This window comes from Sphingobacterium sp. B16(2022), assembly GCF_012030425.1.
GTDB lineage: Bacteria > Bacteroidota > Bacteroidia > Sphingobacteriales > Sphingobacteriaceae > Sphingobacterium > Sphingobacterium anhuiense.
Genome location: NZ_JAAUVN010000001.1, coordinates 1,171,393 through 1,197,049, shown reverse-complemented (window position 1 = coordinate 1,197,049; position 25,657 = coordinate 1,171,393). Strand labels below are relative to the sequence as shown.

Annotated in this window: 22 protein-coding genes and 1 tRNA gene; 6 read left to right on the top strand and 17 right to left on the bottom strand. The window is 36.7% G+C overall.

Annotation, left to right across the window (positions count from 1 at the left end; translation table 11 throughout):
* The first annotated feature begins 19 nt into the window (after window positions 1-19).
* On the top strand, window positions 20-2,308 hold the full coding sequence (bglX, locus tag HCX49_RS05245) for a beta-glucosidase BglX (RefSeq protein ID WP_132767773.1): 2,289 nt from the start codon (window positions 20-22) through the stop codon (window positions 2,306-2,308).
* A gap of 139 nt (window positions 2,309-2,447) precedes the next feature.
* Here the strand turns inward: bglX and HCX49_RS05240 are convergent, their stop codons facing one another.
* The 10 genes from HCX49_RS05240 to HCX49_RS05195 all read right to left on the bottom strand — a co-directional run bounded on the left by HCX49_RS05240 (window position 2,448) and on the right by HCX49_RS05195 (window position 14,024).
* Window positions 2,448-3,134: a hypothetical protein gene (locus HCX49_RS05240; RefSeq protein WP_132767771.1), complete on the bottom strand. Its 687-nt coding sequence runs from the start codon at window positions 3,132-3,134 to the stop codon at window positions 2,448-2,450.
* Window positions 3,135-3,377: 243 nt separating this feature from the next.
* Window positions 3,378-3,451 (bottom strand) — tRNA-His (locus HCX49_RS05235).
* A 115-nt stretch (window positions 3,452-3,566) separates the two neighbouring features.
* Window positions 3,567-5,456: a molecular chaperone HtpG gene (gene htpG, locus HCX49_RS05230; protein WP_132767769.1), complete on the bottom strand. Its 1,890-nt coding sequence runs from the start codon at window positions 5,454-5,456 to the stop codon at window positions 3,567-3,569.
* 129 nt (window positions 5,457-5,585) lie between these two features.
* Window positions 5,586-6,446, bottom strand: a complete 861-nt coding sequence (locus HCX49_RS05225) for an energy transducer TonB (RefSeq protein WP_165905818.1) — start codon at window positions 6,444-6,446, stop codon at window positions 5,586-5,588.
* Between the two features lie 4 nt (window positions 6,447-6,450).
* The gene (locus HCX49_RS05220) at window positions 6,451-7,575 is read right to left on the bottom strand and encodes a DUF2891 domain-containing protein (protein WP_132767765.1); all 1,125 of its coding nucleotides are present in this window, start codon (window positions 7,573-7,575) and stop codon (window positions 6,451-6,453) included.
* Window positions 7,576-7,661: 86 nt separating this feature from the next.
* The gene (locus HCX49_RS05215) at window positions 7,662-9,164 is read right to left on the bottom strand and encodes an alpha-L-fucosidase (RefSeq protein ID WP_168126407.1); all 1,503 of its coding nucleotides are present in this window, start codon (window positions 9,162-9,164) and stop codon (window positions 7,662-7,664) included.
* Between the two features lie 10 nt (window positions 9,165-9,174).
* Window positions 9,175-10,800: a beta-N-acetylhexosaminidase gene (locus HCX49_RS05210; protein ID WP_168126406.1), complete on the bottom strand. Its 1,626-nt coding sequence runs from the start codon at window positions 10,798-10,800 to the stop codon at window positions 9,175-9,177.
* A gap of 177 nt (window positions 10,801-10,977) precedes the next feature.
* Window positions 10,978-11,679 carry an SIR2 family NAD-dependent protein deacylase gene (locus tag HCX49_RS05205; RefSeq protein ID WP_168126405.1) on the bottom strand — a complete coding sequence of 234 codons (702 nt, stop codon included), beginning with the start codon at window positions 11,677-11,679 and terminating at the stop codon, window positions 10,978-10,980.
* Window positions 11,680-11,693: 14 nt separating this feature from the next.
* Window positions 11,694-12,140 (bottom strand): hypothetical protein, encoded by a 447-nt coding sequence (locus HCX49_RS05200; protein ID WP_156169724.1) that lies wholly within the window; start codon window positions 12,138-12,140, stop codon window positions 11,694-11,696.
* A gap of 42 nt (window positions 12,141-12,182) precedes the next feature.
* Window positions 12,183-14,024, bottom strand: a complete 1,842-nt coding sequence (locus HCX49_RS05195) for an alpha-L-fucosidase (protein WP_168126404.1) — start codon at window positions 14,022-14,024, stop codon at window positions 12,183-12,185.
* Between the two features lie 107 nt (window positions 14,025-14,131).
* Here HCX49_RS05195 and rnhA point away from each other — a divergent pair, with 107 nt between their 5' ends.
* Entirely contained in the window at window positions 14,132-14,635 is a 504-nt protein-coding gene (gene rnhA / locus HCX49_RS05190) for a ribonuclease HI (protein ID WP_021190302.1), read from the top strand.
* A 71-nt stretch (window positions 14,636-14,706) separates the two neighbouring features.
* Here the strand turns inward: rnhA and trxB are convergent, their stop codons facing one another.
* From trxB to HCX49_RS05160, 6 genes are all read right to left on the bottom strand, one after another.
* Window positions 14,707-15,657 (bottom strand): thioredoxin-disulfide reductase, encoded by a 951-nt coding sequence (gene trxB, locus HCX49_RS05185; protein ID WP_021190301.1) that lies wholly within the window; start codon window positions 15,655-15,657, stop codon window positions 14,707-14,709.
* A 47-nt stretch (window positions 15,658-15,704) separates the two neighbouring features.
* Entirely contained in the window at window positions 15,705-16,655 is a 951-nt protein-coding gene (locus HCX49_RS05180) for a 3'-5' exonuclease (RefSeq protein WP_021190300.1), read from the bottom strand.
* A gap of 92 nt (window positions 16,656-16,747) precedes the next feature.
* On the bottom strand, window positions 16,748-18,052 hold the full coding sequence (locus HCX49_RS05175) for a M16 family metallopeptidase (protein ID WP_168126403.1): 1,305 nt from the start codon (window positions 18,050-18,052) through the stop codon (window positions 16,748-16,750).
* A complete protein-coding gene (locus tag HCX49_RS05170) occupies window positions 18,042-19,295 on the bottom strand; it encodes a M16 family metallopeptidase (RefSeq protein WP_153197844.1) in 1,254 nt (417 codons plus the stop codon). Before HCX49_RS05170 ends, HCX49_RS05175 begins: the two co-directional genes overlap by 11 nt.
* A 19-nt stretch (window positions 19,296-19,314) precedes the next feature.
* The gene (gene hemF / locus HCX49_RS05165; protein WP_168126402.1) at window positions 19,315-20,214 is read right to left on the bottom strand and encodes an oxygen-dependent coproporphyrinogen oxidase; all 900 of its coding nucleotides are present in this window, start codon (window positions 20,212-20,214) and stop codon (window positions 19,315-19,317) included.
* Window positions 20,215-20,220: 6 nt separating this feature from the next.
* Window positions 20,221-21,225, bottom strand: a complete 1,005-nt coding sequence (locus tag HCX49_RS05160; protein ID WP_168126401.1) for an NAD(P)H-dependent glycerol-3-phosphate dehydrogenase — start codon at window positions 21,223-21,225, stop codon at window positions 20,221-20,223.
* A 314-nt stretch (window positions 21,226-21,539) separates the two neighbouring features.
* On the opposite strand from HCX49_RS05160, the gene HCX49_RS05155 reads away from it, so the two are divergent.
* Both HCX49_RS05155 and HCX49_RS05150 read left to right on the top strand, forming a co-directional pair.
* A complete protein-coding gene (locus HCX49_RS05155; protein ID WP_156169723.1) occupies window positions 21,540-21,857 on the top strand; it encodes a hypothetical protein in 318 nt (105 codons plus the stop codon).
* Window positions 21,858-22,188: 331 nt separating this feature from the next.
* Complete coding sequence (locus tag HCX49_RS05150) at window positions 22,189-22,413, top strand: DUF1456 family protein (RefSeq protein WP_232789260.1); 225 nt, start codon at window positions 22,189-22,191, stop codon at window positions 22,411-22,413.
* 81 nt (window positions 22,414-22,494) lie between these two features.
* Here HCX49_RS05150 and HCX49_RS05145 read toward each other — a convergent pair whose 3' ends face one another.
* Window positions 22,495-22,983, bottom strand: coding sequence for a hypothetical protein (locus tag HCX49_RS05145; protein WP_168126400.1), 489 nt, complete (start codon window positions 22,981-22,983; stop codon window positions 22,495-22,497).
* 404 nt (window positions 22,984-23,387) lie between these two features.
* Here HCX49_RS05145 and HCX49_RS05140 point away from each other — a divergent pair, with 404 nt between their 5' ends.
* Together HCX49_RS05140 and HCX49_RS05135 are read left to right on the top strand one after the other, a co-directional pair.
* The gene (locus tag HCX49_RS05140) at window positions 23,388-24,368 is read left to right on the top strand and encodes a helix-turn-helix transcriptional regulator (RefSeq protein WP_021190293.1); all 981 of its coding nucleotides are present in this window, start codon (window positions 23,388-23,390) and stop codon (window positions 24,366-24,368) included.
* The gene (locus HCX49_RS05135; RefSeq protein ID WP_168126399.1) at window positions 24,368-25,396 is read left to right on the top strand and encodes a helix-turn-helix transcriptional regulator; all 1,029 of its coding nucleotides are present in this window, start codon (window positions 24,368-24,370) and stop codon (window positions 25,394-25,396) included. The genes HCX49_RS05140 and HCX49_RS05135 overlap by 1 nt, the downstream gene beginning before the upstream one ends.
* Window positions 25,397-25,657 lie beyond the last annotated feature (261 nt).

The window sequence follows — 25,657 nt, the reverse complement described above, 5'->3', positions numbered from 1 at the left end:
TACAAATAACTACTAGAACATGAAACAATGGACTTCCCTATTAGTCGCTGTTGCATTAGTTCCGACTCTGGCATTCACACAGCCGGCGCACAAACAAGATCCCAAAATGGATAAGTTTGTTTCAGAACTGATGAAAAAAATGACAGTTGACGAAAAAATTGGCCAGCTGAATCTAGTTACTGCAGGCGAGGTGACCACAGGTGCCACTGCCAGTACTGGAGTTGAAGCAAAAATTGCTGCTGGTCAAATTGGCGGAATCTTTTCTATGACTACACCTAAAAAAATTCGTGCTGCTCAAGAACTTGCTGTCAACAAAACAAGACTTAAAATACCGATGATCTTCGGTCTAGATGTCATCCATGGTTATAAAACTACTTTTCCAATTCCATTAGGTCTTTCAGCTACGTGGGATATCCCTCTAATCGAAAAAACTGCACGTATCGCAGCCCAAGAGGCTACTGCAGATGGAATCAACTGGACCTTCTCTCCTATGGTCGATATCTCTCGTGATGCCCGTTGGGGAAGAATTTCGGAAGGTTCCGGAGAAGACCCTTACTTAGGCTCACAGATTGCAAGCGCGATGGTTAAAGGTTATCAGGGCAATGACTTAAAAGCAATCAATACCATGATGGCCTGTGTGAAGCACTGGGCTTTGTATGGTGCAGCGGAGTCTGGAAAAGATTACAACACCACAGATATGAGTCTGCACCGCATGTACAATGAATACTTCCCTCCTTACAAAGCGGCTGTAGAAGCTGGTGCAGGTACAGTTATGACATCTTTCAATGATATCAATGGTATCCCGGCAACAGCTAATAAGTGGTTAGTAACTGATGTTCTCCGCAAGGAATGGGGATTCAACGGTATGGTGGTTACAGATTATACCGGTATTGCAGAGCTGATGGATCATGGTTTAGGAGATTTACAACAAGTATCTGCACTTTCGTTAAAAGCAGGCGTGGATATGGATATGATTTCTGAAGGTTTTTTAAATACCTTAAAAAAATCTTTAAAAGAAGGGAAAGTCTCTCAACCTGATATAGACCGCGCATGCCGTTTAGTATTAGAGGCTAAATATAAATTAGGTTTATTTGAGGATCCATACCGTTACTGTAATGAAGATCGTGCTAAAACCGAGTTACTGACGCCTGCAAATCTTAAAGTTGCCCGTGATGCGGCTACTAAATCATTTGTCTTGTTAAAGAATGACAAGCAGCTTCTTCCTTTACAGAAAAAAGGTACAGTTGCTGTAATAGGTCCATTAGCGAATACACGTGCGAACATGGTGGGCACATGGTCAGTAAGCTCTGACTTAGTGAATACCCCTTCTTTGGTTGAGGGTATGCAGTCGGTATTGGGCAACCAAGTGAAGATCGTTACACATTTAGGTTCAAATTTACTTGAAGACCCTGTTTATCAAGAACATGCTACCATGTTTGGACGTACGATCCCTAGAGATAATAGACCTGAGTCGGATATTATTGCTGAAGCGTTACAAACTGCTGCTCAAGCAGATGTGATTGTAGCAGCATTAGGTGAATCTTCGGAGATGTCCGGTGAAAGTTCTAGCCGTACAGAGATTGGTATTCCGGCTATTCAACAACGTCTTTTAGCAGCGCTATTAAAAACAGGAAAACCTGTTGTCTTAGTTTTGTTTGCAGGAAGACCGATGACTTTAACTTGGGAAGATGAACATGTTCCTGCTATCTTAAATGCATGGTTTGGTGGATCTGAAACTGGAGCTGCTGTAGCTGAGGTATTATTTGGAGATGTTAACCCTTCAGGTAAATTAACGGCAACTTTCCCTAGAAATGTTGGTCAGTTACCTATTTATTATGGACATAAAAGTACTGGAAGACCATTAGCAGAAGGTGGTTCTTTCCAAAAATTTAGATCTAACTACATTGATGTGATCAATAGCCCGCTTTATCCATTTGGATATGGTTTGAGTTATACAACATTTGATTATTCAGATCTGAAATTGGATACGTCTTCTTTTAAAGCTGGACAATCCATCCAAGCATCGGTGACGTTGCGTAATACGGGTAAATATGACGGTGAAGAGGTTGTTCAACTTTATATTAAAGATCTGGTTGGTTCAATTACACGTCCTGTTAAAGAATTAAAAGGTTTTCAAAAAGTATTCTTAAAAGCTGGAGAATCTAAAGTCGTAACTTTTACTGTTTCGGAAGAAGATTTAAAATTCTATAATAACGATCTCAAGTTTGTCGCTGAACCGGGAGATTTCACCTTATTTATCGGTAAAAATTCGCAGGATCTTTTAGCTACTAAATTTGAATTAAAATAATATCATTTCCCCTTATATTAGAGGAGTTATCTTTAACCGGATAGCTCCTTTTTTATTTTATTAAGCCTTCATCGATCTTTATTGTTAATCTTATAGGGTAGTAAATGATCTACCATTTCGAACGTTTCGCTCTTCGCTCCTACGCATTGTTGTCAGATCTTTGAAATAAAATTTTCTCCCATTTGATATCACGACTCGGCTGCCAATGTTCAATCGTTTCAGTATATCCAGATTTATAGATCTCTTTCTTCGATATGAGTATTCCTTTACGCGGATCTGCAAAATCAATATCAGTAACCACATTTAAATATTCGTTTAACTTCTCCGGTAAATCATAAAAATTTTGACAATCATTATAAAGAGTAAACTTTCTCATCTTTACATTCACCGGAAATAGTCTATTTAACCACCATTGCTTCTCATTTTTAATAAATTCAGGGAAATCGTTCAGATAAAAGGTATAATAAGCATGATCATCGCCGGGATAATCGAAATAGACGATCTTGTCAATAATAGACCAATTAATGCTATAGGTGCCGTCAACTATGGGCTTATGAATCCAAATTTCTTGTTTTGAATAAGTGATAATATTCCGATGTGCTTCACTAGATCGCTGTTGTTTTTCAGATAAGTGGAAACCAAATATAAAACCATAAATACAGATCGCTGGCAAAAGTACAAACAGGATAATGGTAATCCATCCATAGACCGGTACATTTTCTGGATATTTCACGGCGAAAAATAATAGCAGGATTCCAAGAAGCAGAAAAATACCTAATGGTATGACAAATATCAGTTTTGGATTTTTATTAATGAATTCTTTCATAATATCGGATACTAATCACTTATAATTGCTGGTTGTCGAATTAGTTACTTATTAGAAACGGCTACAATCTTTCGTAATAAAGATAACCATTCTTAATACTAAGTTTCAAATCATAACCTTAAGTATAGCAATGCAAGAATTAAACCACTCGAGTGCATTTACAAACATATCGTTTATATCGGATTTTGAGTATCATAAAAGTTTAAAAAAAGAAAAGGCGAAAGATAAATCTTTCGCCTTTTGGGTAAATGATGGGGCTCGAACCCACGACCCTCGGTACCACAAACCGATGCTCTAACCAACTGAGCTACATCTACCGTGTTTGTGCTACAAAAGTAGAATTTTATTTGATATACTCCAAATGTTTTTAAGCAAAAAATCCTCATTACAACGTATCGTAATGAGGATTAAGCTATTATTTTTTAATTTTTATTAGATCATCTCAACACTGCGTTTCACGAATGATGTTAATGCAGCACCTGTTAACAAACCGCGTGATAATAAAGCCAAGTCAAACGCTTGTTTTGCCAATTGTGCACCTTCTTCTTCAGTACTTGATAAAATGCGTTTTACCAGTGGGTGGTTACCATTTACCGTTACCTTATAGTTATCAGGTAAGTTACCGTAAAAGTTCATACCGCCATTGGTTTTGGCCATATCTTTCATACGACGCATAAATTCATCGATCGTTACTGATACTGGTAATTCTTCTGCAGATAAGGCATCCACTTCAACTTTCATGTCAGGACGGCTGATTGCTTTTTCAAAGATTGATAAGGCTTGTTTAGATTCTTCTTCAGAAATTGACAATTCTTGCTTCTCATCTTTTTGAATCAACTTATCGATGACATCGGCATCTACACGTTTCAACTGTACCTTTTCACCTCCTTTTTGTTCCAAATAAGAAGTGATATGCGTATCCAGAGGTCCGTCTAAAACCAATACATCATAGCCTTTTGTTTTTGCTGTAGCAATAAAGCTATCTTGTTGAGCAGCATCATGGGTATATAAATAAATGATATTTCCATCTTTATCAACTTGAATATCTTTTACTTTTTCGTAATACTCTTTAATTGTGTAGTTCTCTTTATTTGTATTGGTCAATAAACAGAATTCATTTGCTTTTTCAGCAAATTTCTCATCGCTCAACATACCATATTTGATAAATAGACCGATATCATTCCATTTTTCTTCAAAACCTTTACGATCCGTTTTAAAGATTTCCTGCAACTTATCAGCTACTTTTTTAGTGATATAATTGTTGATCTTTTTCACGTTACTATCTGCCTGCAAGAAGCTTCTTGAAACGTTTAACGGGATATCCGGTGAGTCGATTACACCATGTAACAACATTAAAAATTCAGGAACAATATCTTTTACTTCGTCGGTAATGAATACTTGACGTGAGTATAATTTGATTTTATTACGTTGAATTTCTAATTCATTTTTAATTTTCGGGAAGTATAAAATTCCGGTTAAATTAAATGGATAATCAACATTTAAATGGATCCAGAATAATGGTTCGTCCATTGAATATGGATACAACTCTTTATAGAAAGCCAAATAGTCTGCATCTGTCAGTTCAGATGGAGCTTTGGTCCAAGCTGGGCTTGTGTTGTTGATGATGTTATCAACTTCAACAGATTTATATTTTGGTTTTCCTTCTTCATCTTCGCCATCTGGTTCAGAAGTTGTTTTCGTTCCGAAGCGGATATTTACAGGAAGGAAACGCGCATATTTGTCCAAGATCTCCTGTAAACGCGATTGACTTAGGAATTCTGAAGACTCTTCATTAATGTGTAAAATGATATCAGTACCACGTGTCGTACGTGTACCTTCAGAAATTTCATACGAAGTACTACCATCACATGTCCAATGCGCAGCTTCTGCCCCATCTTGGTAAGATAATGTTTCGATTTCAACGTTATCAGCAACCATGAATGCGGAATAGAAACCTAATCCAAATCGACCGATGATTTCATTTGCATCATTTGCTTCTTTGAATTTTTCCATAAATTCAGTTGCACCTGAGAAGGCAACTTGATTGATGTATTTTTTAATCTCGTCAGCTGTCATACCGATACCATTATCCGAAATGGTAATCGTTTTTGCTGCTTCATCAAGTTTTACATCAACTAATAAATCACCCACTTCACCTTGGTATTGACCTAATGAAGCTAAGCGCTTTATTTTTTGAGAAGCATCTACCGCGTTTGAAACTAACTCGCGTAAGAAGATCTCATTATCAGAGTATAAGAATTTTTTAATGACAGGAAAAATGTTTTCCGTGTGGATTGAAATAGATCCTTTTTCTGTGTTCATATATATTTTATATTTAATTGCTAATTGATTTCACAGTTAAACATCAATCTATATTCCAAACAGTCAATTTGAGACAAGATGTCATATTTTAAGTTAAAATGACAATATCAGGGCTGTTCATTGCTTGACTTAATCTTTATTTTTTATTGTCGTCAACAATTCATTTGCATTTTTATCAAATGCTATTGAAATTACTGCATTTGTACAGTTCCAAATAACAGGATTTGCTTCCAATTGGTTCAAATCGGTATCCTGATCTATTTTCCTAAATTTTATAAGCGAAGGTTCTCCATAAAGGAGTATCAATTCTTGCAAAAAACGATTGTAATTAGAGATTATCTCGTCTTTTCCATCATTAGAAAATTTATACATGAGTGCAAACTCATCGACCTTTTTTTCGTCTGAAGCGCGAATTCCAAAAAAATTGGCTGTTAGATCTTTGAATTTATAATTGGGAACAAAAACAGTATGACCTTGATCATGAACGGACAATTTCTTCTGATTTACGAATCCGATGATTTCATCTTTTTTCCACGATAAGGGCATATCAAATATCGTCTTAATAGATTCATTAATCAACGGTGCTTCAGAAGTTTCCATTAAATTTAAACGTATCGGAAGTGTGTAGGCTACTCTGACGGGTTTACCTTTTTGATAACCAGGTTTCCAATTGCCATATTCTTTGATGAGCCGTATTCCTTCCTCCCCCGTACCAAACCCCAGATCTTTTTCAACTTTCATGTCGACTATTGATCCGTCTTTTTCAACCACAAATGAGATCTCCACCAAACCTGAAATTTGATTATCGATCATCTCCTTAGAATAATGAAAATTATCTCCAATATAGCGCATAAATTCATCCATACCTTTAGGTGGTAAAGGATGCTGATCGACAACATCGGCAGCACTCTCCTTCTTATTTAAAGAAATCGGGCTACATGAACTGATCATGCTCAATGCGATTATAATCGAAAAAATAAACTTGATCATAAACTTACTGATGTGTAATAGCATATAATGCAAAAGTTCCTAACCAATGCGAGCCCATATAGTCATCATTGCTGATATTTGGCAACGAGTAAGTGAGGTGGTTATTCGCCTGTTGATGTAAATGATTTAATTCCGGTAATTTTGTCGCGATGCCATTTAGACAAGTTGCACGGCTAAAATTCAGTCCATCTAAATGAACAAGCTTACCATCCGTACGGTCTTTAACAATACCCGGCTCTAACTTAAACTCTTTAACAAACAAATCAGGCATAAAGCCTTTTAGCCATTTTTTATATTCGTCATCATTTAAAACTTTTGTCATCAACAATGCCTCTTCTAAGCAAGGAGAAAGAAAGTCGCTACCACTTGGTTCATATGCGAGCGAGCAGGATTTATCGTTTATAAAAAGGCGCTTTGCATGTTGTGTAATTAAATTTTGAAAAGCTGTATCTTGCGTTACCTTCGCATAATCCATTGATAAGGTAAATCCAAAAGCGGTGTTATCATGCTGTCCCGAACGAATTGGGTAAACGAGTTTAGGCAAGTACCCCTCGTAGCGTTTTACGAGCAGATCTGCCAAAGGTTGCAATGCTGTGGCCCACTGTTTCCCTTCAGCATCATTCCAAGTCAATAATTCAGCCTGTAACTGCAAGAGCCACGCCCATCCATAGGTGCGTTCGAAGCTTGTGTTATTACTGTCTAGAAAGAAAGCAATTTCCTGATCAACATTCGTTTTAGTTATTTTATCGTTCAAGATCAGTCTCACCTGCTTACTTTCACTAAGATTAGGAAATGTTTTCAATATTTTAACGATGGACCAATAACCATGAACGGATGAATGCCAATCAAAACAGCCATAAAAAATGGGATGTAATTGTTTTGGTGATTTTAGATCCTTAGCAGATCCGATGACCTGCCCCAATTTATTTGGATACTCCTGTTCAAGGCAATGTAACGGCAGTGCCAATATCCTTTTTGCTTCAGTAGAATCCAGTACGACCTGTTGATTTTTTCCTTCTGTGCTATTTTCTGTTTCTGTTTGTTGAGAAGTTGTTCCTTGATTTTTGTTGTTATTGTTGCATGACAATAAAACAGTACAAGTAAAAATGGTAACTAATATTTTGAACATTTGCGGTGCATTAATTGATTTTTAAAAGTAATAAAAAAAAGCCAAAATCATTAAATTTTGGCTTTTTTAGACGTTTATAATAGATTTTACATCTTAGCATCCATTAGTTTCTCTGCTTTTCCTTTAGGTGCGCCGGTTTTCATTTTAATGACAAACGCTTGATTCGACTGGAAACTTTTGGGCAATAGCACGTCATAATAGGTGTTTTTATCGAGATCAATACCAAGATCTGAATGACGCACCTCTAACATTTGTCCATTCGCTAATAACGTGGCAGACACAGGAACCTCTGTCGCAGTTTTGGGCACAGATATCCGGACAATATTGTGGACGGGCCTGTTGAAAACTGTGAGGTATAAGTTATCAGCTTTTTTAGTGAAGTATCCTAGTTTAGAAGTGGTCATCCCAGCATGTTTGGCTCCATAAATTGCTTCACCATTTATTTTCATCCATTCACCAAGCTCTTTTGCTATTTTATCTTCCTCAGGATGCATATTTCCTTGGCCATCTGGACCGAAATTTAAAACAAAATTACCACTTAGGGATGCTGAATAGGTCAGCATATCGATAATATCGTCTGTCGTTTTGGTATAAATACCCGACCAATCTTTCATGTATCCCCAGCCGTTTGGTGGAATTGTCATCACACAATCCCAATCACGTCCCTCTAGCCAAGTAATATCTCCCGGCAATTTGCGTTCCCAACCTTGTTCATAATCGCCCAACATCTGACCATTTGAATCAAAATGACGTTTCCCAAATTCATCATTTCGGAAACGGGAGCCGATGATAAGACCAGGGTGCTTTTCCCGAAGTTCTTTTTCAAGATTATAAGTAAAATCATAAGACTTTATCCAAGACTGATCCCAAGTGCCATCAAACCAAAATCCTTTCATCTGTGGATAATTTGTCATCAACTCCAGTAACTGATTTCTAGTATATTTCAAGAATTTATCAAACTTTTTCTTTTCCTCTTCCGTTTTAGGTTCTTTACCCATGTAATCTGGATTGTTCCATTCTAATACAGAGAAATAAAGGTAAACATCGATACCTACTGCAGTATAAGCATCTACTACCTCTTTGACTATATCTTTTTTATAGGGTGTTTTACTGATATTATAAGGGGAATATTTGGTTGGCCACATCGCGAAACCATCGTGGTGCTTTGTCGTAAAAATTACATACTTTGCTCCCATGTCTTTTGCCTGCTTTGCCCAACGCTTTGCGTCAAAATCTTTGGGATTAAATTGTTTGTAAAGATTGTCGTACGTATTCACCCAATCTTTTGGAGCTGATGATCCTCTCCATGAACGGATCCATTCGGATGCTGCTGCACCACCACGGGCACTCACTCCTTCCCATTCATTACCCGGTATTGCATAGAGACCCCAATGTATAAATTGACCTAATCCATAATTGCGGAATGCAACCATTGCCTCATCTGTCCGATTGGCAGGTGACAACGGTCCATACTTAATTTCTTTGATTTCTGTTGATTTAATTTTAGGTCCAGTCCATTGTGCCTGTATTGAATTAACTGTAGCTAACAATGCCACAGCAAGTACAGACTTTTTTAATAAGTTATTCATATTTAGTTGGTTATTCAGGATTATCAATATAAGCACGTTGTGTCTTTTTTATCACCACAGGTTCAGGATGTGCATTCGTAAATGGATCGTAGTAGTATAAATTTGCTTCACGGTACAAGTTCAAATGTTTTTTTAATGATTCTGAAAATTGCACGTAATTTTTATTTGAACTTTTTGTCCATCCGACCTCCGCCAAAGCGGCTAATCGTGGAAAAGTTAAATAGTCCAATCGATTGGTATTGATAACTGTTTCTGTCCATAAATTACCCTGAATGCCTAAGATTTGATTTTTCTCGGTGGTCAACGAAGCGTAATTATCCGGAGAAAAATTATAAACATTTTCCAAAGGATTGTATAGCTTTCCCCATTTTCGTCCATACTTATGTGATTCTTCCTGTACAAAATCAAAATAAAGCGGTAATCTTGGTGTCAGTATTGTTTTATAGCCAGCCTTTAATATTTCTTTTAACTGTTCAGGTTTATCATGTCGCCACCACATGAATATAGTTTTCTCTTTTGATAAATCGGCATCTACCATTTCATCCCAGGCAAGCAAAGTGGCATCCATTGTTTTTAGCGAATCTGCCATGCGACGCATGAAGTAATTTTCTACCGCCTTGTTATCATTGAGATGATGTTTCTGCTTCAAATCCTGCACTTTGGTATCTGAATTCCATGCCTCACTGCCAAATGATACTTCATCTCCCCCTAGATGTATTACCGAAGAAGGAAACAGCGCTTTTGTTTCGCTCAACACCTGAGTTAAAAAAGAATACGTTATATCTTTCGCCGGATGAAAAGTAAAATCTGGGTGTTTATCATTTCCACCACCACTTAATTGGGGATAAGCTCGATTTGCCGCTGTGGCATGGCCGGGCATATCGATTTCAGGAATGACTTCGATGCTCCTTTCTTGTGCATAAGCTACAATCTCTGTAATGTCTGCCTGCGTATAATAGGCCGCGGGAGCATATGGATCAGTCTGGGAGCCAACCCCACCGATCAATGATAGAAGTGGATATTTTTGAATTTCTAACCGCCAAGCAGGCTCATCAGTTAAGTGCCAGTGAAACTTATTGAGCTTATAAAATGCCATCCAATCTAAAATTGATTTCACTTTTTCTTTTCCAAAGAAGTGACGTGATTCATCTAACATAAAACCTCGCCATACATATGCAGGTTTATCTTTGATCTCAAAAATATTTACACTGATTCCCGATGTTGATTTTTTTCCAAAGCTCAATACCTGCAAAAGCGAGCTTACTGCATAAGTAGCTCCTGCAGGAGAGCTTGCATAAATAATTAACGTATTGCTATCTGTCTTAATTTCATATTCCTCAATTTCAAGATTTTCCTTATGAACAAATCGAATGTTTGAAACCGTCTTCTTATCATGATGAACAAGTCCTGTATAACCAAATTTTGATAAAAGCTGCTTCTGCAGATATCGACCTACAGCGTCAAACTCCTTATCTCCAATCTGTATTTTACTACATGAAGGAAAGCAATACAGCCCGTCCCTAATCTGTATAAAATCTGGTTTTGGAATTAGGGATAGCTGTGCTTTCGTAACACTATAGTTAATCGTAAGCAAGACGATAAATGCTGCTGCTTTGCCCAGTTTTTTTGTGATCATAAAATTTTATTAAACCTATCACGACTACGCCTTGATTTTCTCAAGGTGTGGTCAGAAAGAACAACGTATTAATTCGATTTATAAAATTTAAATATATGCTTCTTGCGGATCATCTCAGGGAATATCGAGGATGCAAACGATTGTGCAAACAACGAAAACGTTAGCGTAATGAATTGCTTACAAAGTAGTATATCGCTCTATGAGCTGGGCAACCAGATATGGAACTGCCTCCGATGCAGTACTTTCTATGGTACTGGCTCTTTTGGGTATCCGCGATGTGTTAATTTGTTTATCAACAACATATAAATCGCAGGTCGGAGCTATGACATCGACCAAACCAGCAGCTGGATATACTGCCAAAGAGGTCCCGATAACAATCATTATGTCGGCCTCTCGTGCCATGTAAATGGCGGTCTCCATATTTGGAACTGCCTCACCGAACCATACTATATCAGGTCTTAATTGAGAACCTTTTTCACATAGGTCACCCATTTTGATCTCGTAACCGTCGATTGGATAGATTAACCTTTTATCTTTCGATGAGCAAGCTTGATCTAATCTTCCATGCAAATGAAGCACATGATCAGAACCTGCCCGTTCATGTAATGTATCTACATTTTGCGTCACAATCTGTACATCAAATGATTTCTGCAAAACAACTAAAGCTTGGTGTGCAGCATTCGGTTTAGCCTGCATAGCGACTTGTCGCCTCATGTTATAAAAATCTTGAACAAGTTTGGGATTACGGTACCAGCCATCAATACTAGCAACGTCCTCGACATCATGGCCCTCCCACAAGCCATCGGCATCTCTAAATGTCTTTATACCACTTTCTGCTGAGATACCGGCTCCGGTAAATACGATGATTTTTTTCTTCATATCTTTTTTATCTATTACCAAGTTAATACCGAATCTTGGAAATTTGTTGGCAACTGTAGTTTAATTGAGTCTTTGCTGCTAATGACACTATTGTTGGATGTTAAAAATGCTCTTTCAAAACTCACAAAAATTTTATTCGGTATATGCAATTCTAAGGGAGATTTGGCTTTAAAAACATAACGGTTGTTTTCCAAACTCAGATTCTTATAGATCCGATAAGCCACTACCTTAGCTTTTATTTTTTCGATTCCAGTAAGTTTCTTTATATCAGTTGTATTTTGAGCTTGGCTATCCTCATAATACATGAAATGATCGGAATTTGCGAGATCTCTAATATCCAAGCGTTGCTCTACCACTTCCAGGGCAAGTGAATCGGCACGTTGCTTTTGCGCTTTACTTCCGTTTCCGTTATTACAGGAAATTAGCAGTAGTAAAAATAACAGTGGTAATAAAAATTTCATAGTCATAAAAAAAGAGGCATTTTTAATTGCCTCTTTACAAATTTATAAATTACTTTCAATAGCTCCTACGTGCTCTCGATACAATTCAATTGGTTTATCTAATAAAACAGCAATTATTGTCATGTTTTTATCGATCCGTTCTTTGGGAACATCAATATACACAATACCTGGTGTCGAGCTCCAGTATAATTTATTGAATATATCATGTCCGATCATAGAACCTTCACCTACGATGCGTATACGTGCTATGGTATTCTTAAGCCCCTTTAATGCAATAGGCCCCGTTGGAGTTCCTTCAACGAAAAGATAAAGTGTCTGCTTATCTTTAGATAGTGCACTTAATCCCGCGTAGTGTCCATCAGCAATTCCAGCTTCAGCATCATGTAAGATTTCTGCATTTTTCGTTACCCACTCTTTAATTTCGGCAGCTGTAAATTTTAAGTTTTTATCTAATATATCGCCGTCTGCACTGATCTTGTCTTTAAACAAATTGGATCCTATGGCTGTAGATTTACTAATTGTTGCAATTGCATGCGCTACTTGACTTTGGCCTGCAATTTCATAAGCAGTATAACTCACTTCTTTTCTTTCCAAATCAATAGCTGGCTTCTCATTAAAGGTAATGGCTACAACAGTTACAGCTGGATCGAAATTAGCTGTAGGTAGATTTAATTCCAGTGTATAGTCATCATACTGATAATCTATCTTATCTGGGTTTCCAACAAATTTAACTGAAGCAGGTTTGGTTTTCAGACCTTGTAAAACTAATTTATCTTTTACGTTATCCAAGTAGATGTATAATGTTTTTCCATCTTTAGAAAAAGCATTTTTATCATTCCAAAACCGAGATTGCACTCCTGCACGCGTTCCGTAGATCGCATCTTTATGTTTAGAAGTCCATCTTCCTAATTCTTTCAAGATCTGCACCTGTTCTGTAGGTATTGTCCCATCGGCTTTGGGGCCAATATCCAATAAAAGATTTCCGCCCATTGAAATACAATCTACCAAAGTACGGACGATCATGTTTGGAGTTTTATAATGATGGTCAAAATGCTGATATCCCCAAGAGTCATTCATGGTATAGCAGAGCTCCCAATAGCGTGCTTCAGGTTTTACAACCGGAATACCCTGCTCTGGAGTATCATAGTCACCATGTTGATTCAGTCTGGAATTGATAATGATATTTGGATTATACTTACGCAATTGCGTCAATGTTTCTTTTGCACGCCATTCCTGATCATTGTGTTCCCAATCGCCATCAAACCAAATTAGATCTGGCTTATATGCTTTAGACAATTCTGCTAACTGTCCCTGATAGTAATTAACAAACTTATTCCACCGATTGGCATCATCGCCTACGTTATAACGTTTTTTTATTCTCGTATTGACATCATAATCTGGATGACTCCAATCTGGTAATGAGTAATACAATCCGGTTTTAAGACCTTTCTTCTGAAGTGCCGATACAAAAGGCGTCAGAACATCCTTTTTAGCAGTAGCATCTTTCGCTGTTGTAATTGCATTATTCGATTTGCTATCCCAAAGAGATACACCATCATGATGACGTGTTGTAATGACCGAATACTTTGCTCCGGATTCCTGAATTAATTTTGCCCATTCTTCCGGTTGATATTGGTTGGCTGTAAAACCACCAAGTTGTTTCATGTAATTTTCATGACTGATATAGTTATTGAAAAAAGCCCAAGATTCAGAAACCCCCTTAACCGAATAAATTCCCCAATGGATAAAAATGCCTAATTTTGCATCTTCAAACCATTCCATTTTTTTTACGTCCTCATTCTTGTTTTTAGTTTCTTGTGCAAAAACGTTGTAGCTAGAAAGCGCTAAAAACAACACTGCTAATATTGACTTCTTCCGAATCATAGTTACTTATTGAAATATCAGGTTTTAAAAAGGTGAAAAGTAAGAATTTATTCGTTCAATTCAAACTTAAAGTCGGTTTTTTGGCTTAATAATTTATCTTTGTACTGATGATTGAATTATACACGGATGGTGCTTCGAGCGGTAATCCAGGACCAGGTGGCTACGGTACGATATTAAGGACAGTTTATACGGGTGATAATGAAGCGTATAAAGGTAAACTGATTGAGAAAGAGTTTTCTGGTGGTTATCGTAAGACCACTAATAATCGCATGGAGCTGATGGCGGTAATAGTTGGTCTAGAAGCTTTAAAAAATCTCAACCAAAAGGTTACAGTCTATTCAGATTCCAAATATGTTATAGATTCCATCGACAAGAAATGGGTATATGGTTGGATTCAAAAAGGATTTGCAGGAAAGAAAAATAAAGATCTTTGGATAAGATTGATGCAGGTATACAAACTACATCAGGTTAAATTAGTATGGGTAAAAGGGCATGCTGGCCATCCTTTAAATGAGCGGTGTGACCAGTTGGCTGTAAAAGCTTCGAAAGATCAATCTTCTTGGAAGATTGATTCAGTATATGAAATGGAAGAAGCTAAAGCTCAGCTATAAAATTTTTAAAGAATATGGTATAAAAAAGGCCAGGAATAATTTCCTGGCCTTTTTATGTGATTACGTATTATTTACGCAACATCCTCTTTAGCGGCTAGATAACGCTCTGCTTCTAAAGCAGCCATACAACCAGTTCCTGCAGCTGTAATTGCTTGGCGGTATACATTATCCTGTACATCTCCACAAGCAAATACACCTGGAATATTCGTTGCCGTCGTATTTGGCTGTGTAATTAAATAACCTGTTTCATCCATATCTAAGATACCGTTGAAAAGTTCTGTATTTGGCTTGTGTCCAATAGCAACAAAAAATCCTGTTACATCCAATACTTTTTCAGATTGATCTTTGTTATTTAAAACACGAACACCTGTTACCACTTGACCGTCACCTAAGATTTCCTTGGTTTCCGAATTGTAATGTACTTCGATATTTGGTGTATTCATCACGCGGTGAACCATTGCTTTAGAAGCTCTAAATTCATCACGACGCACCAACATATGTACTTTAGAACATAATTTTGCTAAATAGGTAGCCTCTTCAGCTGCCGTATCACCAGCACCTACAATCGCTACTTCTTGGTTTTTAAAGAAAAAACCGTCACATACTGCACATGCAGATACACCAAAACCATTATACTTTTGTTCGCTATCAAGTCCTAGCCATTTTGCTGTTGCACCTGTAGCGATGATTACTGTATCTGCAGTAACAGTTTTAATTCCGTCGATTTCAACCTGATGTACCGGACCAGAAAAATCAACTTTAGTTGCATATCCGAAACGGACATCAGTACCAAAACGTTCTGCTTGCATACGTAGATCTTCCATCATGATCGGTCCTGTAATCCCCTTTGGGTATCCAGGAAAGTTATCCACTTCTGTTGTCTGCGTCAACTGACCGCCCGGTACCATCCCTGTATAGATAACAGGTTTCATATCAGCACGGGCTGCATAAATCGCTGCTGTATATCCTGCGGGTCCTGAACCAATTATTAAACACTGTAGGTGTTCTATTTCTTGAGACATAATATTATTTTATAAAATATTGTTTTCTAATTAACGAGTACTATGACCTAACCAAATTTATTTTTTAGACTTGCTAACATATCATTTGTGATCGCTGTTGCTTGGCTTTTATTTTCTTGCTTTTGAAATTCTTTTTTAGCTTGCTTCTTATCTTCAGCCGCGTGAATGGGTTCTGTTGATTTTGCTGCTTTTTTAGCTGAGCGATGACGGTTCCAGATTATTTCTAAACATTTCTTAGTATAAAGTGGGAAGTCGCCATTTTGCATCCACGCATAGTAACTTGGTTCTACATCAAAAACCTCTGTAACCGGACGTCCTTTATGTTTACCAAAATTAATGACTTCTACTCCGTCTTCATTGTACACAATCCGTCCTGCAAAATCCACTGGTTTTGTCATATTAGTAAAATCTGACAATGCTTCGACGTCATTTACAACAGGTACAGATTGTTTACCATGCTTATCTTCATACACAGCACCTTCATACTTGGTTAACTGTGCTTTCAAAACTTCATATGTAGCTCTTACGTCTGCTTCTGCACTGTGTGCATTTTCTAGGCTTTCATTGCAATAGAATTTATAAGCAGCTTTCAAAGTACGTTGTTCCATTTGATGAAAAATATTCTGTACGTCAACAAAAACACGATTTTCCAACGAAAAATCAGCTCCTGAACGTAGGAATTCTTCCATCAGCATAGGGATATCAAATTTATTGGAGTTATAACCCGCTAAATCTGCGTCACCAATAAAATCTGCTACTTCTTGACTAATCGCTTGAAATGTTGGCGCGTCTATAATATCTTCGTCATAGATACCATGGAACATGGATGATTCTGCAGGAATAGGCATAAGCGGGTTAATCCGCTTCGTATATACTTGCTCCTCAGCATTAGGCAACACCTTTAATATTGATATTTCAACAATTCTATCTGCTGAGATATTGATTCCTGTAGTCTCTAAATCAAAGAATGCTAAAGGTTTCTTGAGTTTCAATTCCATTACGAATTTTATTTATTAAATTGTTCCATACATCATTGTATACAACAAAAATACAAAGTATGAATGATTTATTATTTATTGTCAGCCTTTAATTACAATTCAGAGACTAATTCTAGGGTTTTCATTTTTCCAACCACAATTTTAATCATCTTACTATAGTCAAAATACTGAATAGCGATTTCCTTTACTTTTTCAGGAGTCATCGCATTGATTTCATTCATATAATGGTCATAGTAAGTCAAATCCATGTTAGCAAGTAGCACATTTTTAAACTTATCTGCATGTGAAAAAATACTCTCTAAAGAACCTAGCATAGATCCTGAGAGGTAATTTTTCACTAAGTCCAATTCCTCTATAGTCGCTAATTCTGTTCTTAAAATTTCAATTTCTTTTTCGATTTCCGTCAATGTCGCATCGGTTACATCTACACCAACCTCTGTCGCAATAGTCAGAAAACCTCCATATTTTAAAGAACCCACAGCTGAACCGATACTGTAAGTATAGCCTTTTTCTTCTCGAATGTTACGCATGAGCCTTGACCCGAAAAAACCGCCCAGTAACGTATTTACAAATTGCAAAGCGGGATAATCCACATGGTTACGATTTATATTCGGCATACCGATACGTATGGCAGATTGCAATGCCTCTGCTCTTTCGTCATAAATCAATTGTCCTGTATCTGCAGTTAAATTCGGTTCGGTCAATGGTACCTCGTCTGTAGCCAGCCATTGATCACCAAAATATAAGCTAAGCTCTTGAAGCAAAGATTCAGATACATTACCGGAAATAATTAAACGACAATTAGATGGAGTAAATTGCTTATGGTATAAATCGATTAAAGCATCTCTAGAAATCAAATCATATTCTTCTAAAGAGGGCGTTTTTCCATAACGGTTTCCCGAACCGAAAACATGATTATAATAGGTTCTTCTCGCTAAATAATCGTTTTTCTGAAGAGAAACCTGAAGCTTTTGCTTATTGTTTCTGAGATAGGTATCCAGTTCCTTCTGCGGTAAAACTGATTCTGTTAAAATCTCCTTGATCAAAGGTAATAACACATTACTATGTTTATTTAATGTGTACAATGTCAGCGAAGTGATATCAAATCCGTATTCTGGCATTAGAAAAGCCCCATAGAAGTCGACTTTATCCGCAATCTCAGCGCTGTTATAGTTTTTTGTTCCTTCCTTTAACAAAGCGCTTAGGGCACTATTTAGTAGCGGATTTTCATCTTCATTGAAGACATTATTAAAAATCCACTCAATGCGTACCAATTCTTGATCAGGCGAATGAAAGACATAAACAGGAATTCCATTGTTGAAAGCAAGTACTTTTGGGCTTTTTAAATGAATATCACCAATCGGTTTGGCTTCAGGTGCTACTGCTCTATTCAGCATTTGCCACCTCCTTTGATTTATAATACAATATAGATGCGTTTTCTTTTCTAAATATTTCGTTTGCCTGTTGCTGTATATGCTCCGATTGAACGGCCAAATACTTGGCTGTTTCATTGTTTAATTCATTGGCGTCACCAAGTAGCTCATAATATGCGAGATTCATGGCTTTATCCAAGATCGACAATTCGGCAAATACATGTGTAGACTCAATCTTATTCTTCACTTTTTCAAGCTCTTCTGCCGGAACAGGTGTAGATTTTAAGATATCCAGTTCTTTCCAGATGGCTTCCTCTGCTTGTTCCAGACTAATGCCGTCTGATGGTTTTCCCTCAATTAAGAATAAATTGGGGTCGATACTTCCCATCACATAGGCATTGATCTCACTGAATAGTTCCTGTTCTTTAACCAAACGACGGTATAGACGAGAAGATGATCCTCGAGACAGTAGATCTGATACTAAGTCCATTGCATGGTAGTTTTCATCCATACGTGCAGGTGCATGAAAAGATATAAACAAACTATCAAGTGGTACATCAGCCTCTACCACTTCCCTACGCTCTGCTATTTGTTTTGGTTCTTGAGGTAAATTTCTCATGTATTTATTTCCTGCAGGAATATCTGCAAACCATTTTTCTACCAGTGTTTTGATCTCCTCAAACTTAACATCACCTGCAATAACCATAATGGCATTCTGTGGTGTATAATGCTTCTGGAAAAATGCTTTTACATCTTCCATTTTTGCATCTTCAATATGTTTAAGTTCTTTTCCGATAGTTGCCCAGCGATACGGATGTACTTGGTAAGCTAAGGGTCTTAATTTCAACCATACATCACCGTAGGGTTGATTGAGGTAACGCTGCTTAAACTCCTCACATACAACACTTCTTTGTGTTTCCAAACTTTGTTCAGAGAAAGAAAGGCTCAGCATACGGTCTGATTCCAGCCACAATGCCGTTTCTAGATTTGAAGAAGGTAGCGTGATGTAGTAATTGGTGATATCGTTACTGGTAAAAGCATTGTTTTCACCGCCCACACGTTGCAAAGGTGTATCATAGTCGGGAATATTGACTGATCCACCAAACATCAAGTGTTCAAATAAATGTGCAAATCCCGTTTGGTCTGGAGATTCATCCCGCGCACCGACATCATACAGTATATTGACACAGGCCATTGCTGTGTTATTGTCTTCATGAACAAGTACGCGAAGACCATTTTCTAGTTCAAATTTCTGATAAGAAACCATTCAGGTTATTTAAATTAATTTATTGTATCCAATTGATATCTTTTCTCAAAAGAGAAAGTGTTTTGGCTTCTTCCGAGCCTTCTTCTGGTTGAAAATCATAGGCCCAATTTGCCTGTGGCGGTAAACTCATTAAAATGGATTCGATACGTCCATTAGTTTCAAGACCAAATTTCGTTCCTGAATCCCAAACAAGATTAAATTCAACATATCTTCCTCTACGGAGGTATTGCCAGTTTTTATGGTGTTCTGTATAGTCTTTATGGCGATTTTTGTTTACCAGCTCGGTATATGTTGGTGCAAATGTACGTCCAAGGTCACATGAGAACTGAAAAATTTCCTCAAATGACAGACCTGTTTTTTCAGGTGTTAGTTTATCATAGAAAACCCCACCTATACCACGTGTTTCTTCACGATGGCGTACATAGAAGTAGTCATCTGCCCATTTTTTGAAATCTTTGTAAAAATCTTGGTGATGGATATCGCATACGTTTTTCAACTGCTGATGAAAAAATTGTGCATCTTCTTCAATAACATAGTGCGGTGTAAGATCAATGCCTCCGCCGAACCACCGAATTTCATCATTCAATTCGAAATAACGGATGTTCATGTGGATAATAGGAACGAATGGATTGTTTGGATGAATAACAATTGATACACCTGTAGCGAAAAATTCATCTTCATCGACACCAAATGATTTCTTGATCATTTCCGGCAATTTTCCATGCACAGCAGAGAAATTCACCCCACCTTTTTCAATGATATTGCCATGCTGCATAATCCTTGTACGGCCACCGCCGCCGCCATCACGTTCCCAAATTTCTTCTTCAAATTTAGCGGTACCATCAAGCTTTTCAAGTGCTTGACATATCTCGTCCTGAATTGTTTTATAAGTTTCAGCGATTTTTAATCTATCGATCATCTTGAATTAACTTAATTTTTCAGCCAGTTGGCTTATGATTGTTGCAGCAGATTTATGCTGGTATAAGATTTGGTGAACGGCTTCACAGATAGGTAAGGCAATCTGATGCTTACGCATATAATGCTGTATACATGCAGAAGCATAATAACCTTCTGCTACCATATTCATCTCAAGCTGGGCAGACTGTACACTATAGCCTTTTCCGATCATCGCTCCAAAAGTTCTGTTTCTACTGAACTGCGAATATGCTGTTACCAAAAGATCGCCTAAATACGCCGATTTATTAATATCGCGAAGAGGATTTGGATCAATGGTCTCGACATACGTTTCCATCTCGCGGATTGCATTTGAGATTAAAACCGCCTGAAAATTATCGCCATAGCCTAACGAATGACATATTCCTCCCGCCAATGCATAAATATTTTTCAATACAGCACCATACTCAATCCCATACACATCGTCCGAAATGATTGTTTTTATATACCGGCATTCCAGTAAAGATGCCACTAAGTTAGCATTTTCTTCAGATTTGGAACCAAAAGTCAAATAAGATAGTTTCTCCAAAGAAACTTCTTCAGCATGACACGGTCCACCGACAACTAAAATATTCTCCAAAGAGACATCGTATACCTCCTGTAAATAATCGCCAATAATCAGATTTTCATCTGGTACGATACCTTTTATGGCAGAAACAATAATTTTTCCTTCCAGATCTGCTTTTGTCACATCCTTTAAGGCTGCTTTCAAGTAAGCGGCAGGTGTATTCAAAATAATAATATTTGACACCTGAATTACTTCTCTTGCATTTGTTGAAATATGATCTGTATCCAGTTTTACTTCAACAGCACTTAAATAACTTGGATTTTTTTTATGCTTTTTGATATAGTCAACATCTTCTTGTTTACGGACCCACCAATGTATATCCTTTTCAACGACGTTGTCACCCAGCATTTTAATCATTGCTGTAGCCCAACTACCACTACCAATAAGCCCTACTCTATTTTTTTGCATTAAATTTTGTTACTAGACAGTTTGAGCAAATATACTTAATTATATAATAATTAACATTCACCTGAACCCTAACTTGGTATATTATGCCTTAAAATACGTTATTTTTGACGAAATTCCAACAGACTCACCAAGACATGTTATTTGGCGATCATGATTACTTATATAAGTATTCATTTAAATCGTAATGTGATAGCTAAATATTATTAAAAGAATAAATGACCAAATTTTAAAGCATACCCGTATGTACCTATATTTGTATTGAAAGACGGACTACACAAATAGTCATATCACTATAACTACTCGCTAATACCAAAATGGAACACATTAACTTTTCAAAAAACTGGAATAATAAATTGGACTGCGAGGCATTTACCACATTACGGATGCCCAATGAACGGTATAAGACTGGGCAAGTATTTGAGATTACATTAAATGAAGAAAGTAAAGGTTGCGCCACTCTTGTGGCAATCAAATACATCAATCTAGAAGATATCACTGAATACATCGCTCGGCTAGACACCGGCTGCTGTGCCGAAGATTGTAAAAACCTTATACGCGATATTTATCCAAGTGCTGATTTTACACAACAACGACTTGCATATCTTTTATTTGTAAAGTCTAAGGATAACTAAAATACTGTGCATAATATTTAAATTAAGGTCTGCCTTACACTTCAGGGCAATTATAGTTACAGTAGTATTGATTATGATTTACTCTTGAATGTTGCTCAATCCATTCATATAGACTTACATATTAGAGATTTCGCACAAGAAATAATTATTATTGGTCGTAAAGAACCGATATTTATGTTAATATAAGCTGTAATTATAATTGTATAATAAGACAAATATATCTAAGTTTGACAGGAATATTCATTTCTAACAGCGTTTTGGCTTGGGCACGAATAATAAAATATAGAAAATTTTAAGGTAACATATTTATAAGATGAGCAATAATGATATCATGAAAAAGCTTCGAGTAGCTTTAAAATTCACGGACGACGACATTATTAATGTATTAGCGTTAGTCGATTTTAGGGCAACGAAAACGGAATTAAGTGCCATATTTCGTAAAGAAGATCATCCAAATTTCAAACCTTGCGGAGACCAGTTACTTCGGAACTTCTTAAATGGATTAATAATCTATAACCGTGGCCCTCGAACTAAAAATAATGACCAGAAGGCATAATATAATCTTAAAATTATAAATAAAAGCAAAAAAGTGTCGAAAGCATAACCTTCCGACACTTTTTTAGAATAAGATTAACGACTATAATCTCTCTAAACCTACTGTTCCATAAATACGCTCCATCACCACTACACCTTCGGGGCTCGTTACTTCAAAGGCATCATTGTCCACTTTTGACCATCCACCTACTACTTTATCTTTGTTATCGTATAACGTTGCACCATAAATTGTAAGTTTACTTCCACCTTTAAAAGTTAATGTCTTAAGATCGAAAGTACTTACTTTTGAACTATCGCCTTTAACCATCAGCGTTGCTTCCCTTACTACATTTATACCTACTTCTCCTTCAGTAACTGCATATTTTATTTTTACCGAAGCAACTTTTGTAAGATCTACCTTTGATCCAGCTGATTTTTCATTGACTGTACTATCTGTAAATACTAATCTTACAGATGTGATTGCATTTGTGGGAGGAGTCAATTCATCAGCATCATTTTTACTACAAGCTGTAATTCCTATTGCTATTGTTAAGACTAATAATAATTGACCGAGCATCTTTCTTGTTTTCATATTCTTTATATTTATATATTAATTTTATTTAAGACAAAATTACATGCAACTCCCAAGAAGCAATACCAGCATACCGTTATAAAATATCAACTGAAGACCAATTTTCACTTAATTTATGATTCTGTCCAAAAACGTATATAAAAATTTAGTCTTTTAACACTCTTTTTTACTGCAACTATTTAAATAATGGTCAAATAATTGCACTAATAATCAGAACTATAGGCTAGTATTTCATTATAAAGCAATATTTCAAGAAGTATAGTGTATCATGTACCAATTTTCATACGTTATAAATCAAGGTTTTTAACCTGAGTACAAACAGAACAACCTAACAAAATTCTAGTCCATGGGATACGACAGCTGTTATAAAATATTTAGTCACATAAAACAGTCATTATTTACATATGAAAGAAATCATTCATGAGTTTGGTATAGAAACTGACTGGGTAGAGCCAATGGCAAAAGCTTTAGGTGGATACATTAGCGGTAACCATATGCTAATTCCGGATACCGTCCATACCGGAACCCGCTATGTGCTATCTGTAAATCCAGACATCACGGTTATGTTTGCAGATGTCCTCTACCACCAAGATATTCACTTTAAGCTCCGCAATACAAATTCAGATTTTATTGGCATCTATTTTAATCTCACTGAAGGGGACTCTTCTCACATCACAAATAATGACGCATTGGCAATGGGAAGATGGAATTACAATCTTGCCATTGTTGAGAGCAGTGTAAACCTCGACTACCGTGTTAAAGCTGGAACCAAGACATACAACTTTTGCATTTTCCTCCGTAAAACACTTCTCAAAGAATATTTAATTGGTTCTGGACATATAAAAAAACTGATCAATCGGGTCTTTGATCAGAATCAAAATACGATATTTCACTATAATATCATGAGCAATAATAGTTTACAATATATTAATGAATTTCGAAATAGCAATATTGCCCCGCTAACCTTTGATTTGTTTCTTAGTGCAACGGTCTATAACTTATTGGGAGAATATCTTGATGAACTGATCAAAAAAGACCTTGTTGTCAGTAAACTTAACGACACTGATTTTACTGCTATCATTTCCTCTCAGGAATTTCTGATCAGTAAGCTTAAAGATTCTTTCCCAGGAATCAAAACAATTGCTGAACATGCTTTGATGTCCGAAACAAAATTTAAAAAATTGTATAAAAAGATCACAGGTCTTACTCCTTATGAATTTTACCTTAATAACAAGCTGGAGTTGGCACGTGATCTACTAGTAAGCGGGAACTATAATATTGGAGAAGTCGCCCACGAACTGCAGTTCCCAACCGCATCCAATTTAACACATCTCTTTAAAAATTACTTTGGCGTTTTACCCAAGGACTACTTAACAAAATTATAATGGAGACATCTGCAAAAAATAGTATTCAATTTTCTCATACGGTAACCATGGATACAGACTGGAGGCAAGATTTTATCGAAAAACTTGGAGCAAAATACCTTAATCAACGGCAATTGGTTTTTCCTGAAAATTTAGCTAACGGCGGCTCTTATCTTATGGAGGTCATTCCTGGCTTGACAGTTCTTGTGGTAGACCTCACCTTTCATCAAAGCATATCCTTTACTAAAGTTGCCTCATCCGGTGATTTCTGCATTGCATACTATGATATCAGTGACCAAATCAGCATCCACAAAGTCAATGATACGAAGAATAAAGTTGGTTATCATTCAAAATTAGGAATGGGGCTTGTTGATGCGGGTTTGAGCAGTACTTATATTCCCCCAATTTCAGAACGAATGTATTCTTTTCGGTTACTGATCTCGAAACAGCTTCTTCATAAACATCTGGGCAATATCGTTCCTGAGTCTATAGTTGAAAAGACTTATGCGAAAAAGAATACCATATATTTCTATAGTCACATGGATAGCCGTACCCGGGTGTTACTTCTAAAACTGAAAGATCGTCAATATGAAGACAGTTCCTACGAACTATTTCTCAAAGGAGCCGCCTTACAGGCTTTTGGAAGTCTTATTGAAAGGTTAAGTGAACAGAAATTTGTAGTAGGTAAGCTGTCTGAATTTGATGTACAACAAGTTGTGAATAGTCAAGTTTACCTTATGGAACAGTTGCTTGAAAAATTTCCAGGTACTGAAAAGCTAGCCGAAATAGCCTGTATGTCTGTGACTAAATATACCCGATTATTCAAAAAAATATATAAATGCAATCCGAATAGCTTCTTTCTATCTGAAAAGTTGTTATTAGCAAAAGAAATGGTAAAAAGTGGTCAGTTCAATACCATATATGAAGTCGCTTATGCTCTGGGCTATTCAAAATCTGACTATTTCTCGGCTATTTATAAAAAGAGATATGGTGTACTTCCAAATGAGGATTTTGTTTCGTTGCGTAATTGCAAGGAAGCGACAGAGTAATGTAGTCGATGGTGTGTCGTAGTACTCTCCCCATGATGAATGACTTTTTCGCCAAGAGACTGACTTAAAGAGTCATTCAAATTCTCCTTTAGCATTTCCTTGATATAAAATAATCACAAGAAGAGCATTGGTAGACCATGAATACCGAAAACCAGCCACTAATCCAATAGTAATTATCGAAAATATAGCTTCTATAACGAATATCCATAAATAAACGACAGTTATAGTTTTAAAACCATCGAATATCAGTATTCGCTTGCT